Origin of the sequence: Zhengella sp., assembly GCF_041397485.1 — a bacterium.
Taxonomy (GTDB): Bacteria; Pseudomonadota; Alphaproteobacteria; order Rhizobiales; family Rhizobiaceae; genus Zhengella.
The window spans coordinates 23,295-39,479 of sequence record NZ_JAWKWO010000007.1; the positions used below are offsets into that span (position 1 = coordinate 23,295).

Below are 16,185 nucleotides of genomic sequence, written 5' to 3' on the forward strand. Positions count from 1 at the left end.
GCAAAGGAAGCGGTAGTATTAACACGTCAAACCGCACATGGCGGCTGACTGTGCCCGCACCGCGGGCTTCACTCAGTGCAAAACCGGTTAATCCGGTTTCTCAAACTGAGTGGAGAACAGAATGAACACCCATGTCACAGAGAGTAATACCGAGGGCGGCGCATCTGCCGCCGTTGCTTCTCATGCAGCCGACGAGCCATCCTGCGAACGTAAGCCAAGTAGAGCGTCCAAGTCGGCCTCAATTGTTCGCCGCAAGCGGGCTGCAAAGAGCAAGAAAGACCAACTCGTCGCTCTGCTATCGAAACCGAACGGCGCGCGCATCTCAATGATTGTGGAGCGCCTGGGCTGGCAGGCGCACACGGTACGGGCGGCACTGTCGGGCCTGCGCAAGCAGGGCATTGAAGTGGCGGCATCAAAGTCGCCGAAGACCGGCGAAACAGTCTACGCGATCGTTGCATCAGCGAAGGTGGAGGACGCGGACGCCGACGACAGGGCCGTGTCATGAGGACAGTTCTGTCATCCTGGGTCGAAGGCGACTTTGCCGCCTTCGATACCATGGATCGCGACAAATGCATCGAAACCTGGCGAAAGCGGTTCGGTCGGGAGCCTCCAAAATATGTCTCGGTACAGTTCATGCGCCGGGCACTGGTCTATGAGGCTCAGGTGAAGGCCCAGGGCGGGCTTTCGCCTGCGGTTCGAACAGCGCTCGAGCGGTCCATGAACGATGTTCGAAAATCGAATGGAAAGGCGGGGTCGGGACCGCCCGTCCCGTCCCAATTGCTGCGACCAGGCACTCAACTTTTCCGCGAATGGAATGGTAGGTCCTATCAGGTGGAAGTGCTGAACGATGGCTTCCGGATGGACGGAAAGCGGTACCGATCACTGACTGAGATCGCCCGCAAGATCACCGGCGCCCACTGGTCGGGACCGCGTTTCTTCGGATTGAAAACGTCATGAAGAAGATCCGCTGCGCAATCTACACGCGGAAGTCGTCCGAAGAGGGTCTTGAGCAGGAGTTCAACTCGCTCCATGCCCAGCGTGAAGCCTGTGTGTCCTACATCGCCAGTCAGAAACATGAAGGCTGGGTGCTGTTGCCGGATCACTATGACGATGGCGGCATATCCGGCGGCACGCTCGAACGGGCCGGACTGCAGCGACTGCTGCGCGATGTCGATGAAGGACTGGTCGACCAGATCGTCGTCTACAAGATTGACCGGTTGACGCGATCGCTGGCCGACTTCGCCAAGCTCGTAGAGCGGCTGGATGCAGCAGACGCATCCTTCGTCTCGGTGACACAGTCGTTCAACACCGCAACCAGCATGGGCCGGCTGACACTGAATGTCCTTCGGTCCTTCGCCCAGTTCGAGCGTGAGGTCACGGCCGAGCGCATCCGCGACAAGATTGCCGCCTCGAAGAAGAAGGGGCTCTGGATGGGTGGCAATGTTCCGCTTGGCTATGAGCCGGATGGTCGGACGCTGAAGATGGTCGATGAGGAAGCCAGGACGGTTCGAACCCTGTTCGACCTCTATCTCGAAAAGGGTTCGATCAAGGCGGTCAAACAACAGGCCGACCGAATGGGGCTGCGAACAAAGGCAAGGACCGGAGTGGGATCGGGAGGCCAGGCCGCCGGCGAGGTGCCCTTCGGGCGAGGCCATATCTATTACATCCTGGCCAATCCGATCTATGCGGGACGCATCCGCCATCGCGATCAGGTCCACGATGGCCAGCAACCCGCGATCATCGACCCCGCCGTCTTCGACGATGTGCAGCAGCGCCTGAAGGAAACTGCGGGGCGGGAAAGAGGGCGATCAGCATCGGGATCGATACCATCGCCGCTTGCCGGCAAGCTGTTCGATGAGACCGGAGATCGTCTGACAGCGACCCACGCCAACAAGAAAGGCAGGCGGTATCGCTACTATGTCTCGAACCGCATGGTTGTCGGCCAAGGCAACACGGACATATCGACAGCGGCAAGCGGATGGCGATTGCCGGCAAAACAGCTGGAAGAGCATCTGGCTTCCGCCATCCAAACCCATCTGCGCAATCGCCTGCCGGTCGATCTCCTGATCGACGCCTCCCCTGATGACATCGGGCGCATTCGCAATCTGCTCGACGATGCCGCGCCAGACAAATCGAAACGCCCCCCGGAAGCTGCCCTGCCCTGCATTGCACGAGTAACGATTGCTCCGGGCAGCATCGAACTCGTCCTCAACCACGAAGCCGTCGCAGACTGTCTCGCCATCGGACCCGCATCGATCAATTCCGATGCGCTGTCCTTCTCCATCCCGTTCCAGTTTCGCAAGCGCGGTGTCGAAACCAAACTGATCATCGGAAGCGGCCAGAGTCGAGCCGTCGACAGCACGCTGATCCGCAGCATCGCCATGGCGCATCAATATTACGATGCCATCAAGCAGGGTCAGACCTTCGAGGAAATCGCAACATCGGAGAACCTCTCGAAGCGCCGCATCCTCCAGGTGATCGACCTCGCCTTCCTTGCGCCCGACATCGTCAGGTCAATCATGCAGGGTGATCAGCCGATCGGCCTGACCGCCAAGTGGCTCGGCCAGAATCCGCTGCCGTCGGATTGGCAGGCGCAGCGCCGCATCGTCGCCACGCTCTAAATTCTCAGACAATCCTATTTGACGACCGCATCGGCACTCGATGGTTCGCCGATGCAGGTTTGGCAAACTGTCAGTCCCGAAATCGCCGACAGAGACTTCTGCCGATTCAGCGGCGATTTGCGGATCGAAATGCAGTCTCTGTTTCCAGACGCTAGGACTAACCCGCTGAAACAACACAGCTATCTTGCGTAAAAACCGGAAACGCCGTTTTGCAGAGGGTGGTTGGCTGAGCATTCTGGAAACAAACTTCGACTTACCATCGCGAACCAGTCTCTGCAGACCAAATTTGACACCAACATACGAACAATCGCCGATGCACCCGCGATGCGCTTTCTGCAAACTGTCAGCCCCGAAATGCCCGACAGAGACTTTCGGCGATTCTGGCCCCGTTTCCGGGCCAAAACACAGTCTCTGTTTGTTCAAGAAGGCCACATGCCTTTGATTTCTCGCCGCTATTTCATGAGAAAGAAGAGCAATATCAATAGCTTAGACTTGGTGGCTGGGGAACCTGGATTCGAACCAGGACTAACGGAGTCAGAGTCCGCGGGTCTACCGTTAACCTATTCCCCAAAGCCGTTCCGGCATGCCGCAGGCGGTGACTGCGATCCGGATGGGCGTCGTTTTACCCATGGCTGACAAATAGTCAACCCTCCCCCGGCAAACAAGTCCGTCAATTTGTGCCGGCGCTTTCGCAGCCCGGCGAAGGAATTTCCTTTGTGAACCGGCGAAGGGCTGGTAACGTGTTTCCAACATGTAACGAAAAGCGTCTGCTGCGACGCCCGATCCAGGGGCTGTATCGCGCGGCGCGACAAGGACAAGACCCGTGAAAGACCCCGAAGACGGCCGGAATCCGGCCAGCAATGGGGCGTCCGGGGAGAATGGCGGCCAGAAGCACCGCCCGGATTCCCCGTGCGACGGCAAGAAACGCCGCCGCAGGCCGCGCAAGCGAAAGGCCGCTGCGCAACAACCCGACGCCCGGAATCCCGCCACTGCGGCGGCAGACGGAGACATGCCCAAACGCAAGCGCAAGCGCCGCCGTGGCCGGCGCAAGCCTTTCGTGCGGGGCAGCGAATCCCGCGCTGGCGCCGTCAGCGAAAAGGCCGCAGGCCCCTCCGAAAGCAACACGCAGCCCCCGGAGCCAAGCGAGCCGCCATTACGGCCGCGCCGGGCGGAAGCCCATCATCAGGCGCATACGGCCGCGCGCACTGCCAACGGACAGCGCCATGCGCATGACATGCCGGCAACGCTGCGCGGCAATCCCGGCGACTCACCCGCCCATGCAGCGCTCGATCTGGGCACCAACAATTGCCGTCTGCTGATGCGCATCGCCCACCCGGCCCGGCCAGTTCCGCGTCGTGGACGCCTTCTCGCGCATCGTCCGCCTTGGCGAAGGCCTGTCGGCGTCGGGCCGCCTGTCCGAGGCCGCCATGGACCGGGCCGTGGAGGCCTTGCAGGTCTGTGCGGCAAAGCTCAAGGCGCGCCGGGTCAGGAGGGCCAGGCTGATCGCCACGGAGGCGTGCCGCGCGGCCGCGAACGGGGCTGAATTCATCGAGCGGGTGCGCCGGGAAACCGGGCTGAAGCTCGAAATCGTCAATCGCGAGACGGAGGCGCGGCTGGCCGTTTCCGGCTGCGGGACGCTGGTGGAGCGCAACACGCCGGGCGCCGTGCTTTTCGACATCGGCGGCGGCTCGTCCGAAATCGCGCTGATCGACATTCCCGGCCGGCGTTCGCCGCACCTGGCCCATCATATCGTGTCCTGGACCTCGCTGCCCGTCGGGGTGGTCTCGCTTGCAGAACGCTTTGGCGGGAAGGATGTGACGCGCGACATTTTCGAAGCCATGGTCAGCGACGTGTCGGCCATGATCGCATCGTTCGACGGGCGCGACCGGCTGGCGCATCTGTCGGGCGATACGCGCTTCCACCTGCTCGGCACTTCGGGCACGGTGACGACGCTGGCCGGCGTGTTCCTGGAACTAGAGCGCTATGACCGGCGGCGGATCGACGGCATCTGGCTCAATTCGGGCGATGTCAGCGCGATGACAGAGCGCCTGCTCGGCTGGGATTTCGCCACCCGCATGGCAAATCCGTGCATCGGCGCCGACCGCGCCGACCTTGTGCTGGCCGGCTGCGCGATCCTGGAAGCGATTCGCCGGGCATGGCCGTCGGAGCGCCTGCGGGTGGCGGACCGGGGCCTGCGCGAAGGCATACTGACCGAACTGATGGCGCGCGACGGCGTCTGGCGGCGGCGCAACCGCCCCCGCCCTGGAGGCACCTGACACGATGGCGAAAACAACAAAGGGCAGCGGCAACCAGCCGCGCATGCTCAAGACACGGGTGAAGAAGAAGCGCGGCCTGAAAAACTCGTCGCGGCGCTGGATCGAGCGCCAGCTCAACGACCCCTACGTGCACAAGGCACGGCAGGAGGGGTACCGTTCGCGCGCCGCCTTCAAGCTGCTGGAGATCGACGAACGCTATCACCTGCTCAAGCCGGGGCAGAAGGTGATCGATCTCGGCGCGGCGCCGGGCGGCTGGTGCCAGGTGGCGGGCAAGATCGTCGGCTCGGACGAGGCGCAGCCCAGCGTCGTGGGTATCGACTATCTGGAAATGGACCCGGTGCCGGGCGCGATCATCCTGCAAAAGGACTTCCTGGACGACGACGCCCCTGCCCTGCTGATGGAGACGCTGGGCGGCGCGCCCGATCTGGTGATTTCGGACATGGCCGCGCCCACCACCGGCCACCGCAAGACAGACCACATCCGCACCCAGCACCTGTGCGAGGTGGCCGCTGATTTCGCCATCCGGGTGCTGCGGCCGGGCGGGCACTTCCTGGCCAAGACCTTCCAGGGCGGAACCGAAAACCAGCTTCTCGACATGCTGAAAAGGAATTTCCGTTCCGTCCACCACGTCAAGCCGGCGGCCAGCCGTGCCGAAAGCGTGGAACTCTACCTGCTGGCGCGCGATTTCAAGGGCCGGGTCATCGGGGATGGCGACGAGGCGGACGGCACGGACGCGGCCTGAATCGCGGTGTGGCGGCGGTGGCCGCTCATGTCCGCGCCGGTTTCGCCGGGCAGTCGCAGGAAAGGCAGTACGGCGCTGGCCGCCACCAGTCCGACAAGGATGAATGCCGCGGCAAAGGCGGTCGAATCGAAACCGTTGCCGGTGATCGAGCCGGTTGCTTCGAGGACCAGGCCGGCCAGCGCCACACCGAGCGCAATGGCGACCTGCTGATTGACCGAGGACATGGCGGTGGCCTGGGCGGCCTGTTCCGGTTTGAGGCCGGAAAAGGTGAGCGCCGAGGCGGAGGTGAAGAAGAGCGACCGCGCCAGGCCGCCGGCAAGCAGGACACTGACAAGGACAAGCCACGGCGTGCCCTGCGTGAAGAGCGCGCTGGCGGCAATGATGGCGGCCGAAGCCAGGATGGCGAGGACAATGGTCGTGCGGAAGCCGAGCGCGCGCAGGATGGGCGCGGCGGCGAATTTCATGACCAGTGCGCCGCCCGCGCCTGCAAAGGTGACCATGCCGGACTGGAAGGCGCTCATGCCGAAGGACAACTGGAACAGCAGCGGCAGCAGGAAGGGCGTTGCGCCCGACCCGATGCGAAACAGCAGAAGGCCGGTGATCGTGGCGCGGAAGGCCGGTTCGCGAAACAGGGTCAGGTCAAGCAGCGGCGCCGGGCTGCGCCGGGCGTGGCGCACATAGAGCACACCGGAGAGGATGCCCGCGGCAAGCGCTGCCATCCCGACCACGGGGGGCAGGGCCGGCAGTGAAATGACAGACAGGCCGAAGACGACACCGGAGGCGGCCACGCCGGCCAGAAGGAAACCCTTCCAGTCAATCCGGCCGGCGTCGTGCCTGTCGGTTTCCGGCAGGTATCGGCCGGCCAGCACAATTCCGGCAAGGCCGATCGGGATGTTGATGAGAAAGATCCAGTGCCAGGAAAACCAGGTGGTGATGAAACCGCCAAGCGGCGGACCGGCAAAGGGACCGAACAGGGCGGGAATCGTCAGCCAGGCCATGGCATTGACGAGATCCTCCTTGCGTGTCGCGCGTACGAGGATCAGGCGGGCAATCGGCGTCATCATCGCCCCGCCCATGCCCTGCAGGAAACGGGCAGCCACGAAGGCGCCCAGCGACCCGGCAATGGCGCAGGCCAGCGACCCCAGCATGAAGACAGCGATGGCCATGCGGAAGACGCGGCGCGCGCCGAAGCGGTCTGCCATGAAGGCACTGACCGGAATGAAGATGGCCAGCGAGACCAGATAGGCCGTCAGCGCCAGTTTCAGGGCTACCGGACTGGTGCCCAGATCGGCGGCGATCACCGGCAAGGCGGTGGCGATGACGGTGGAATCCATGTTCTCCATGAACAGCGCGACCGCCAGGATCATGGGCAGCATTCGGTTCACGGAACTGTTTTCCTTTCAGAAACCGCCGGCAGGCGGCGGTCAGGCTGCCGGACGCGACAGGCGGGCAGCGAGCCAGTTTTCAAGCTGCGCGGCCTCGGCCGGCAGTTCGTTTCGCGCCGAGCCGGTCATGGCCCGCCAGTCGGGCAGATAGGCCTCGCGCACGACGGTCAGGACCGGGATGTCCAGTTCGCAGGCCTTTTCGAAGACGGCGCGGAAGCCGCGCCCTTCCGCTTCGTCCTTGCCGAAGCGGTTGACGATGACGAGATCGGGGCGGGCTTCCATCGCCACCAGAAGCGGGCCGACAGCGCCGGCCAGCGCGGCGGAATCAAGCCGGCAGCCCCTGGCGGCAGTCCCGAGATCCTGCGAAATGCCGGTGGCGGCGCCGCATGCGACATCGACCAGAACCATCGCATCGCCTTGGTCCGCGGCCTGCACGTGGCCGATGACGGCAAGGCCGCGGCCAGCCAATTGCGCGGCCAGGCCGGTCAGGAGCGTGTCAGGGTCCACGCCCCTGGGCGCCACGATGGCCGCAACGGGAAAGCCTGTCTCGTCCATCGTGTCCACCGCCTCCTGCATGGCGTGCCTCAGAAGAAGGCCTGAATGCCGGTCTGCGCACGCCCGAGGATGAGCGCGTGAACATCATGCGTCCCCTCGTAGGTGTTGACCGTTTCGAGATTGGCTGCATGGCGCATGACCTTGTAGCCGACCTGGATGCCGTTGCCGCCATGCATGTCACGCGCCAGGCGCGCGATATCCAGCGCCTTGCCGCAATTGTTGCGCTTGATGATGGAAATCATCTCGGGCGCGGCAGCCGCCTCGTCCATCAGCCGTCCCACCCGCAGGGCGGCCTGCAGGCCGAGCGCGATTTCCGTCTGCATGTCGGCGAGCTTCTTCTGGAAAAGCTGCGTTCCGGCCAGCGGCTTGCCGAACTGCTTGCGGTCGAGGCCGTATTGACGGGCCTGAAGCCAGCAGTCCTCCGCCGCGCCCATCACGCCCCAGGCAATGCCGTAGCGGGCGCGATTCAGGCAGCCGAAGGGCCCCTTCAGGCCCTCGACATGGGGCAGCAAGGCTTCCTCGCCGACTTCCACATTATCGAGCACGATCTCGCCGGTGACGGACGCGCGCAAGGACAGCTTGCCCCCGATCTTGGGCGCCGACAGGCCTTTCATGCCCTTTTCCAGCACGAAGCCGCGGATCTTGCCACCGTGGGCCTCGGATTTGGCCCAGACGACGAAGACATCGGCGATCGGGCTGTTGGAGATCCACATCTTGGACCCGTTGAGCACATAGCCGCCGTCGGTCCTGACCGCACGGGTCTTCATGCCGCCAGGATCGGAGCCGGCGTCCGGCTCTGTCAGGCCGAAGCATCCGACCCATTCACCGCTGGCCAGTTTCGGCAGGTATTTCCGGCGCTGCTCCTCCGAGCCATAGGCATGGATCGGATACATGACGAGTGACGACTGAACGCTCATCATCGAGCGAAAGCCGGAATCAACACGCTCGACTTCGCGGGCGACGAGGCCATAGGTGACGTAGCCCGCACCAAGGCCGCCATAGGCTTCCGGCACCGTGACACCCAGCAGGCCGGCTTCGCCCATCTCGGCGAAAATGGCTGGGTCGGCCTTTTCATTGAGGTAGAAATCCTCCACGCGGCTGGCCAGCCGGTCCTGGGCGAAATCAAAGGCCGACTGGCGGATCATCCGCTCGTCCTCGTCGAGCTGACCATCGAGCAGGAAGGGGTCTTCCCACGCGAAAGCGCCGAGATCGGGCTTGTCCTTCGGCTTGAGGGCGGGCTTTTCGGTGGCGGTTGTCATCACGGCGTCGGTCATTGGCGCTTCCGTTTCAGTCTGTTCTTCTTTTCGAGGGCAGTAAGGACCATGGCGGGCCAAAAAGCGCAAGCCATGCTGCTCAGCCCTGAAGGCATACGAGCAATGTATCCCTTGTTCGCGAGCAGGCAAGATGGGCCCGCCGGCGGGCCAATGCGGCCCGGGCATCCGCCGGCCCCTCCTCGCTGTCCAGAAGGCTCCGGTGAAAACCGGTCACGGCCACCGCGTCGAAGCCAAGCCCCTTGGCATCATTGACGCCCAGCACGGCGACACGGCCCTTGGCGGGTTCGCCGACCACGTCGATGCCCGCCAATGTAACGGCCTCATGGGCACAGGTGCGGCCCTCGGGGGTGAGCCAGACGATGGCCGAGGTGCGCCCTTCCAGCCCGTCGCGGGCGGCGGCAAAGGAAACAAGGCTGCCGGGAATGGCTTCACCGGCGGCAAATGCCAGCGGCCCGTCGCGGCCCTGCCATTGGCGCGACGCACGCCCGGCCAGCAGCGCGCCACAGAAGGCGCGAACGGTTTCGGGCATGCGGCTGGCGTCCTCCAGCCGCTCCAGCCGGCCGCCGAGGTCGATCCCGGCTTCCTCCCAGCCGATCCAGGGCCGGACCGTTCGCATGCTTTCTTCCGCGGCGAGCAGCAGACCGTCCGGCCTGTCCGGCGCCAGGGCGGCGAAAAAACAGGCTTCGATGAAAGAAAGATCCTGCGCCTCGTCCACAAGCACATGATCGAAGGGCTTGTCGGCCTTGTCGCGATAGTAATCGGCCATGCGGGAGAAGAGTTCGCCGGGCGACATCTGCATGCGGGCATCCAGAACATGGCGCACCCGCCGGATATAGGGCCAGAGCGCGATGCGTTCGGATACGGACAGCGGCGGCATGCCATCGGGGTTCGGCGCGGAAAGATAGCCGCCTTCAGCGGTGATCATCCAGGCATCCACCACCTGGTCCCATTCCGCCATCATACGGTCCAGCTCAAAGGCATGGCCGCCATCCAGCAGAGCCGAAGCCGCCTGGTCGCGTATCAGATCCGGTGGCGCCATGACCGGCACACGGCCGCCAACATAGCCGTGCAGTTCCTCGGCCAGTTCCTGCCAGGACCCGATGGTCATGCGCGAGGCAAAGCCAGGCCGGCCGGCGGCGAGTTGCGCAAATGCGCCTTCGAGTCTGCGCGCATGGCGCCCTGTCATCGTGGCGAGGGCAACCCGCGCCGACGGGTCCTCGTCCAGCAGGCGAACCGCACGGCGCAGCAACGCCACCGATTTGCCGGACCCGGACGGGCCGGTGAGCATGGCCGCGCCATCGAAGCGCGCGGCGACCATCGTTTCCTGCGCCTGCCCCAGTCCGCCCGGCACGATTGCATCGTCATCTGTCATAAGAACGCGATCCCCCCTGAACACCCTTAATTAGTGCGTGATGCTTTTCGGGTAAACGGCCCATGTCGATCCGATTCCCATGACATGCCCTGTCCTGCCCACTGGCGGGTCCGGGTTCCGCCAGGCCGGGCGGGCATGATGCGGCGAGCCGCTGCGGAGACTGCGGCTGGCTTGCGTATCGCAGGTGCTGCAATATTTCGCATGGATACAGGTCTGTTCCTGATGTTTTCTGTCGACTTCACGGATCAGGCTTGCCCGTTCAGCATGGATCGAGGAAGATCATTGTACTATCTTGCATGAAATCACAGGAGGGAGACTGGCATGGAATGGCAACCGGGCGAGACAGTGACACTGAATGTCGCGGGCGCGCGCTTGAACGGGCGCTGCTGGGGACCGCCGCCGGATGAAGCGCCGACCATCGTTCTTCTGCATGAGGGGCTGGGCTCGGTGGACCTGTGGCGCGATTTTCCGGAGAAGCTCCAGGCGGCCACCGGTTTCGGCGTCTTTGCCTATGACCGGCGCGGCTATGGCCGGTCATCCTCCTATCCCGCGCCCTGGAGCGTCGACTACATGCGCGACGAGGCGGTGGATGTGCTGCCGCATGTGCTGGACGCCATCGGGTTCCGGCGCGGCATCCTTCTGGGACATTCGGATGGTGGCTCCATTGCCGCCCTCTATCTGGGCAATGTGCAGGACCACCGGGTGCGGGGACTGGTTCTCATCGCACCGCATTTCTTCACAGAGGATTTCGGCCTGGCGGCCATCCAGGAGGCGCGCGCAGCCTATGACGCGGGCGGCCTTCGCGAGAAGCTGGCCCGCTATCACGATCATGTCGACGACGCCTTCAACGGCTGGAACAGCGGCTGGCTGACGCCGGAATTCCGCGAATGGAACATCGAATACGCCATCGACGAAGTGCGTGTGCCGGTGCTGGGCATCCAGGGACGCGACGACCGCTATGGCACCATGGCGCACATGGAGGCGCTGGAGGAGCGCAGCTACAGCCCTTGCGAAATCCTTGCGGTGCCGGATTGCGGCCATGCGCCCCATGCGGAAAAACCGGACGTGGTGCTACCCGCCATCACCGGCTTCCTGCAAAGGCTGGAACGGCTCGAGCGCGAGCCGTCGACCTTCCAGGTCCTGTCGTCATCGCTTCGCGGCACATGAGAAACCCGCCGGAATCGCTTCCGGCGGGTTCCTTCAATCAGCGGTCAGGCGCGATCAGTTCGCGGCCATTTGCTTGGGAAGCTTGAACGCCCAGACAGTGCCACCCTGATTGAGGTGGCTGACGACCTTCGCCACTTCACCGCCCCAGAGCGGAACAGCGCCACCCCAGCCGGCGACAATCGCGACCCACTGCTCGCCATCCTGCTCCCAGGTGACCGGAGAGCCGACAATGCCGGTGCCCGTGTTGAACTTCCACAGCACTTCGCCGGTCTCATCGTCAAAGGCCATCAGATAGCCTTCCGGCGTGCCGGTGAAGACGAGGCCGCCGGCGGTGGTCAGCACGCCACCCCAGAGCGGTGCCTTGTTCTTGTATTCCCACTTGATCTCGCCGGTGGCCGGATCGACCGCCTTGAGCGAACCGATATGGTCATCGAAGATCGGCTTGATGGTGAAGCCGGCGCCCAGATAGGCCGCGCCCTTCTTGTAGGTGACCGGCTCGTTCCAGATATCCATGCCCCACTCGTTGGACGGGATGTAGAACATCGAGGTCTTCTGCGAGAAGGCGATCGGCATCCAGTTCTTTCCGCCCAGGAAGGACGGTACGGCGAAGATCGACTTGCCCTTCTTGCCGTCGGCCGCTTCGGCCGGATTGCCCGGACGGTTCTCCGGATCGTAGATCGGCCGGCCGTTCTCGTCGATGCCCTTGGCCCAGGTGATGTTCTTCACGAAGGGCACGGCGGAGATAAACTTGCCGTTGGTGCGATCCAGCACGTAGAAGAAGCCGTTGCGGTCAGCCGTGGCGCCGGCTTTCACGGTCTGGCCATCCTTCTCCATGTCGAAGGAGACGAACTCGTTGACGCCGTCAAAGTCCCAGCCGTCATGCGGAGTGGTCTGGAAGCCCCACTTGATCTCGCCGGTTTCCGGGTCGAGCGCGATGCGCGACGAGGTCCACTTGTTGTCGCCGGGACGCAGGTGCGAGTTCCACGGCGCCGGGTTGCCGGTGCCGAAAAAGATCAGCTTGGTATCCGGGTCATAGGTGCCGCCGAGCCAGGTGGCGCCGCCACCGTTTTTCCACATGTCGCCCGGCCAGGATTCGTTCTTCGTGCCGGTCATGGTGGATTCCTGACCGTTCAACGTGCCCATGTGACCTTCGATCACAGGGCGGGACCAGACCAGTTCCCCGGTTTCCGGGTTGCGCGCCTGGACCTCGCCGACGATGCCGAACTCGCCACCCGAATTGCCGGTCACGATCAGCGGACCATGGGCTTCGGAGGGGACGATCAGCGGCGCGGCGGTGGCGGAATAGCCGGCCTCGTAATCGCCGATTTCCTTGCGCCAGAGCGGCTTGCCGGTCTTGGCATCGAGGGCGACGATCTTGGCGTCCAGCGTGACGAAATAGACCTTGTCGCCGAGGATGGCGGCACCGCGGTTGATCACGTCGCAGCAGGGCAGGATGCCTTCGGGCAGGCGTGCATCATACTGCCAGATTTCCTCGCCGGTCTTGGTATCGACCGCCCAGATCCGGCTGTAGGAGCCGGTGACATACATGATGCCGTCCTTGATGAGCGGCTGACTTTCCTGACCGCGCTGCTTTTCCCCGCCGAAGGAGAAGGCCCAGGCGGGCGTCAGGTTCTTCACGTTGTCCTTGTTCAGGGTTTCGAGCGGACTGAAGCGCTGGCCGCGCGGCCCGAGGCCATAGGATACGACATCGGCTGCCGTGGACTGGTCCTTCACGATATCGTCAATGGTCACGCCTTCCGCCTGTGCGCCGGTGAGCGCGGTGGCTGAAAGCAGGGCGGCACTCGCGGTCGCGAGCAGCATGGATCTGAGTTTCATCTGTAACCTCCCGTTTGCCTGGCCGAACCAAGGCAGGAACCTGATGCCCTCCGCTCCCTTGGAAGGCCCATGAAGGATAATCGAGGCACGCTCCGGCTGCTTATTGCCAAAAAGTACACACCGACCTGCAAACGATGCTTTCCGCCAAGGCCGGGATATTTTTCCTTCTTACTTTTCAATATCTTGAAGCTTGCGCTGATCGACTTGCCGGGTTCACTTCCTACTTTCGGTCAACCGCTATTGCCGGCAGCAATTCCTCTTCCAGACGCTGCCAGAGATGGATGACGGAGCGCTGGTATTCCCCGCGGGCAACGCCAAGCGCAGCAAATCGGGCCGGCAGAGGCAGGATCATGGCCTCGTTCTGCGTCAGGCCACGCGCCATCGCCTCGCGCAACGTGCCGTCCAGCCAGTCCAGCCAGTCGCGCGTCTGGATGAAGGACCGCCCCGCCGGATCGGCCGGCCCGTGGCCGGGTACGACGGTGTCGATGTCGGCGGCCTGCAGGGTGTTGAGGGCGTCGCGCCATTGCGCCAGATCGGCATGCGGCGTGGTGGGGGCGCGATCGAGAAATGCCAGATCGCCGGAGAAGAGAAGGCCGGTCTCGTCGTCGCGCAGGGCGAAATCGGCGCTGGTGTGACCGGACAGACGGAAGAAGCTGAAATGGCGGCCGCCGACATCCTCGCCCTCCGTGTCAAGGGCAAGGCCCGGAGAGACCGGCGCCGTGCCGCGCATCCAGTCCCCGACAAGGCGGTACATGTTGTCGGCAAAGCCGGCGCCTTCAGCCTCGATATTGTCGATGACCTTTTGCGGCGCCGCGATGGTGGTGCGTTCGAAGGCCTGATTGCCGAGAAAATGGTCAGGGTGGTGATGCGTGTTGTAGACGCGCAGGACGGGCTTGCCGGGCAGCGTGTGTTCGATCAGGCCTTTCAACTGTTCGCCATAGCGTTTCGAGGGGCCGGTATCGATCACGACCACTCCATCCGGCACGGCGATGAAGGCCGTGTTGACGATGTTGCCGCCATTGGCAAACGTGAAATGCTCCCGCTCGCCAAACACACCGAACGTTCCGGGCGCGATCTCCTCGGCCTTCAGGCCGTAGTCGAGGGTCGCGGCGCTGGCCCCGCCACAGACCAGGCAGGCGCAGCCGGCAAGGCCGAGGCCAAGGGCCTGGCGGCGGTTGTAGTTGAGCCGGGGACGGGACGAAACTGGGGTCAATTGGCCACCTCCGCCGGAGGAACCGGCAGCGAATAGGCGAAATTGTTGGCCTCGCTGTCACGGGCGCGAATATCAAGTTGCCGGGTGGAGGGATCGACACGCGGCTTGAGCGTGAAGGTCGGGTTTTCCGAAACCGGTTCGTGAATCTCGATGGCGGCAAGGGTCCGCCCATCAGCGCCGTTGACGTCAAGCCCGGACAGGAAGAAGGCCGGGATGCCGTCGGCAAGGCCCGTATCCATGGGATGGCGCATGCGCACCGTCATGCGCGCCACGCCCGGCGCTTCGCGCCAGACCCTCGCGCGGGTCTCGCCAAGCGTTGCCATCCAGTTGGGCTGGCCATGGGCCATGGCGGGGGCGCTGCAGCCGCCGCCGGCCGCATCGATCGTGGCGCCGCCGACATGCCAGACGCCATCGGCGGTGCGCGCGGCCGCGCGGATGGCGGTGGCCTGCTCAACCTTCAGGCGGAAGGCGATGAACGCTTCGGCATCGGCCGGGCGATAGGTCAGAACCTGCGGAATGGGATTCAGGTCGGCGAGGATGATGATTTCCGCCACGCCGGGCAGCGCGGAGGCATCCACGGTGACGGGGACGAAAAACTGGTCTTCCGCCGAGGCAGGAACCATGACGCGCACGCGCTGGTCGAAGACGATATCGCCACCGGGCAGGAAGCGTTCGGCCATGTCTTCCCACATCACCGATCCGAGCGGGTCGGGTGGCAGATCGCGCGCCGCGGCCATGCCCGGCGCGGCCAGCATCGCCATGACCGCCAGGGCCCGCATGGTTTTCCGCACATTGCCCATGTCTGCTCCTCCGCTTGATATCCTTGCCTGCCCCGCATCCCCCGCGCGTTTTCGGCCCTGCTGATCCTATTCCAGTTCCGGCGGCTTGTAGGTCACGCCGTATCGGCGGCTGATTTCCTCCAGACGTCTATTCTGCTGGAGCGCCATGATGATGTCACCCACCGCATAGCCCAGATCGCGGCTGTCCTGCTTGACGGCCATGCCAACCGGCCATTTCGAGCGGACGATGCCCGGCATGGGCGGCTGCGCGATGGCCGTGGCGATCTTGCCGGCCGCCAGATGCGCCAGATATTCGCACTGCGCCAGCGACCCCATATAGGCCGGTACTTCGCCTGACAGAAAAGTCACAAAGGCGTCATCCAGCGTGCGGCCCCGGCGAATCGATTCCTGCAACTGGCCGCGAAAGGCATTGGAGAGGAAGAAGTCGGAAGCGGAATCGAGTTCCGCGCCGATCGGGTTCGTGACGAAGCGGCCGAATGTCGTGACCTCGGGAATGCGCGCGGTGTCGAACACCACGGCATGTTCCTCGCCGAAATAGGGGTTGAAGAGGATGGCCAGCGATTCCGACCGGATTTCCAGTGCGCGGTCATAGGGCACGTGCAGCATGATGTCGGCGGCCTTGCGGCCGACGATGTCGCCTTTCCAGACATTGACGCGCAGGTCATCATCCACATTCTCGTCGGCCTGGCGCACCAGCAATTCCAGATCAACGCCCAGCCCTTCGGCGATCTCACGGGCGATATCGACGTCGATTCCAACCATGTTCCCATCCTTCCGGAAGGACCAGGGCGGATTGTCGGCATAGACGAAGATGACAATGCGCCCTGCCTTGAGAACGTCGTCATAGGGCCGGGCCAGAACGCGGTGCGCCGGGGCCATGGCAAGCATGGCGCCCAGCGAGGAAAGAAGGACGGAGCGGCGGTTCATCCGGATCATGACGCCGC

General features: G+C 63.9%; 13 protein-coding genes, 1 tRNA gene and 1 pseudogene. 6 read left to right on the top strand and 9 right to left on the bottom strand.

The window, feature by feature from the left end:
* The first annotated feature begins 121 nt into the window (after nucleotides 1-121).
* The 3 genes from R3D65_RS18865 to R3D65_RS18875 are packed head-to-tail and all read left to right on the top strand — an operon-like array spanning nucleotide 122 to nucleotide 2,621.
* A complete protein-coding gene (locus R3D65_RS18865; protein ID WP_371276889.1) occupies nucleotides 122-505 on the top strand; it encodes a DUF3489 domain-containing protein in 384 nt (127 codons plus the stop codon).
* Nucleotides 502-957, top strand: coding sequence for a DUF2924 domain-containing protein (locus tag R3D65_RS18870; protein WP_371276890.1), 456 nt, complete (start codon nucleotides 502-504; stop codon nucleotides 955-957). Before R3D65_RS18865 ends, R3D65_RS18870 begins: the two co-directional genes overlap by 4 nt.
* A complete protein-coding gene (locus tag R3D65_RS18875; RefSeq protein WP_371276891.1) occupies nucleotides 954-2,621 on the top strand; it encodes a recombinase family protein in 1,668 nt (555 codons plus the stop codon). The genes R3D65_RS18870 and R3D65_RS18875 overlap by 4 nt, the downstream gene beginning before the upstream one ends.
* Nucleotides 2,622-3,117: 496 nt before the next feature.
* On the opposite strand, the gene R3D65_RS18880 is transcribed toward R3D65_RS18875, so the two are convergent.
* Nucleotides 3,118-3,191 (bottom strand) — tRNA-Gln (locus R3D65_RS18880).
* A gap of 253 nt (nucleotides 3,192-3,444) precedes the next feature.
* On the opposite strand from R3D65_RS18880, the pseudogene R3D65_RS18885 reads away from it, so the two are divergent.
* Both R3D65_RS18885 and R3D65_RS18890 read left to right on the top strand, forming a co-directional pair.
* Nucleotides 3,445-4,897, top strand: a pseudogene (locus R3D65_RS18885) (Ppx/GppA phosphatase family protein).
* A 4-nt stretch (nucleotides 4,898-4,901) separates the two neighbouring features.
* Nucleotides 4,902-5,639, top strand: a complete 738-nt coding sequence (locus R3D65_RS18890) for an RlmE family RNA methyltransferase (RefSeq protein ID WP_371276892.1) — start codon at nucleotides 4,902-4,904, stop codon at nucleotides 5,637-5,639.
* Here the strand turns inward: R3D65_RS18890 and R3D65_RS18895 are convergent.
* From R3D65_RS18895 to R3D65_RS18910, 4 genes are all read right to left on the bottom strand, one after another.
* The gene (locus R3D65_RS18895; protein ID WP_371276893.1) at nucleotides 5,564-7,024 is read right to left on the bottom strand and encodes an MFS transporter; all 1,461 of its coding nucleotides are present in this window, start codon (nucleotides 7,022-7,024) and stop codon (nucleotides 5,564-5,566) included. The two genes, R3D65_RS18890 and R3D65_RS18895, sit on opposite strands and share 76 nt — an antisense overlap.
* Nucleotides 7,025-7,063: 39 nt before the next feature.
* Nucleotides 7,064-7,600, bottom strand: coding sequence for a DUF2478 domain-containing protein (locus tag R3D65_RS18900; RefSeq protein WP_371276894.1), 537 nt, complete (start codon nucleotides 7,598-7,600; stop codon nucleotides 7,064-7,066).
* A gap of 8 nt (nucleotides 7,601-7,608) precedes the next feature.
* Nucleotides 7,609-8,838 carry an acyl-CoA dehydrogenase gene (locus R3D65_RS18905; RefSeq protein ID WP_371276932.1) on the bottom strand — a complete coding sequence of 410 codons (1,230 nt, stop codon included), beginning with the start codon at nucleotides 8,836-8,838 and terminating at the stop codon, nucleotides 7,609-7,611.
* A 94-nt stretch (nucleotides 8,839-8,932) separates the two neighbouring features.
* Nucleotides 8,933-10,225 (bottom strand): AAA family ATPase, encoded by a 1,293-nt coding sequence (locus R3D65_RS18910; RefSeq protein ID WP_371276895.1) that lies wholly within the window; start codon nucleotides 10,223-10,225, stop codon nucleotides 8,933-8,935.
* 321 nt (nucleotides 10,226-10,546) lie between these two features.
* Here R3D65_RS18910 and R3D65_RS18915 point away from each other — a divergent pair, with 321 nt between their 5' ends.
* Nucleotides 10,547-11,392: an alpha/beta fold hydrolase gene (locus tag R3D65_RS18915; RefSeq protein WP_371276896.1), complete on the top strand. Its 846-nt coding sequence runs from the start codon at nucleotides 10,547-10,549 to the stop codon at nucleotides 11,390-11,392.
* A gap of 54 nt (nucleotides 11,393-11,446) precedes the next feature.
* Here the strand turns inward: R3D65_RS18915 and R3D65_RS18920 are convergent, their stop codons facing one another.
* The 4 genes from R3D65_RS18920 to R3D65_RS18935 all read right to left on the bottom strand — a co-directional run bounded on the left by R3D65_RS18920 (nucleotide 11,447) and on the right by R3D65_RS18935 (nucleotide 16,177).
* Nucleotides 11,447-13,228: a PQQ-dependent methanol/ethanol family dehydrogenase gene (locus R3D65_RS18920; RefSeq protein ID WP_371276897.1), complete on the bottom strand. Its 1,782-nt coding sequence runs from the start codon at nucleotides 13,226-13,228 to the stop codon at nucleotides 11,447-11,449.
* Between the two features lie 220 nt (nucleotides 13,229-13,448).
* A complete protein-coding gene (locus R3D65_RS18925) occupies nucleotides 13,449-14,441 on the bottom strand; it encodes a quinoprotein relay system zinc metallohydrolase 1 (protein ID WP_371276898.1) in 993 nt (330 codons plus the stop codon).
* Nucleotides 14,438-15,241 carry a quinoprotein dehydrogenase-associated SoxYZ-like carrier gene (locus R3D65_RS18930; RefSeq protein ID WP_371276899.1) on the bottom strand — a complete coding sequence of 268 codons (804 nt, stop codon included), beginning with the start codon at nucleotides 15,239-15,241 and terminating at the stop codon, nucleotides 14,438-14,440. The genes R3D65_RS18925 and R3D65_RS18930 overlap by 4 nt, the downstream gene beginning before the upstream one ends.
* A gap of 66 nt (nucleotides 15,242-15,307) precedes the next feature.
* Nucleotides 15,308-16,177, bottom strand: coding sequence for a substrate-binding periplasmic protein (locus R3D65_RS18935; protein WP_371276900.1), 870 nt, complete (start codon nucleotides 16,175-16,177; stop codon nucleotides 15,308-15,310).
* Between the last annotated feature and the right edge of the window lie 8 nt (nucleotides 16,178-16,185).

Bases quoted from the DNA above. Each gene is read 5' to 3' on its own strand.
- R3D65_RS18875 (WP_371276891.1), top strand. From the start codon at position 954: ATGAAGAAGATCCGCTGCGCAATCTACACGCGGAAGTCGTCCGAAGAG.
- R3D65_RS18930 (WP_371276899.1), bottom strand. From the start codon at position 15,241: ATGGGCAATGTGCGGAAAACCATGCGGGCCCTGGCGGTCATGGCGATG.
- R3D65_RS18900 (WP_371276894.1), bottom strand. From the start codon at position 7,600: ATGCAGGAGGCGGTGGACACGATGGACGAGACAGGCTTTCCCGTTGCG.
- R3D65_RS18865 (WP_371276889.1), top strand. From the start codon at position 122: ATGAACACCCATGTCACAGAGAGTAATACCGAGGGCGGCGCATCTGCC.
- R3D65_RS18920 (WP_371276897.1), bottom strand. From the start codon at position 13,228: ATGAAACTCAGATCCATGCTGCTCGCGACCGCGAGTGCCGCCCTGCTT.
- R3D65_RS18910 (WP_371276895.1), bottom strand. From the start codon at position 10,225: ATGACAGATGACGATGCAATCGTGCCGGGCGGACTGGGGCAGGCGCAG.
- R3D65_RS18890 (WP_371276892.1), top strand. From the start codon at position 4,902: ATGGCGAAAACAACAAAGGGCAGCGGCAACCAGCCGCGCATGCTCAAG.
- R3D65_RS18870 (WP_371276890.1), top strand. From the start codon at position 502: ATGAGGACAGTTCTGTCATCCTGGGTCGAAGGCGACTTTGCCGCCTTC.
- R3D65_RS18905 (WP_371276932.1), bottom strand. From the start codon at position 8,838: ATGACAACCGCCACCGAAAAGCCCGCCCTCAAGCCGAAGGACAAGCCC.
- R3D65_RS18935 (WP_371276900.1), bottom strand. From the start codon at position 16,177: ATGATCCGGATGAACCGCCGCTCCGTCCTTCTTTCCTCGCTGGGCGCC.
- R3D65_RS18915 (WP_371276896.1), top strand. From the start codon at position 10,547: ATGGAATGGCAACCGGGCGAGACAGTGACACTGAATGTCGCGGGCGCG.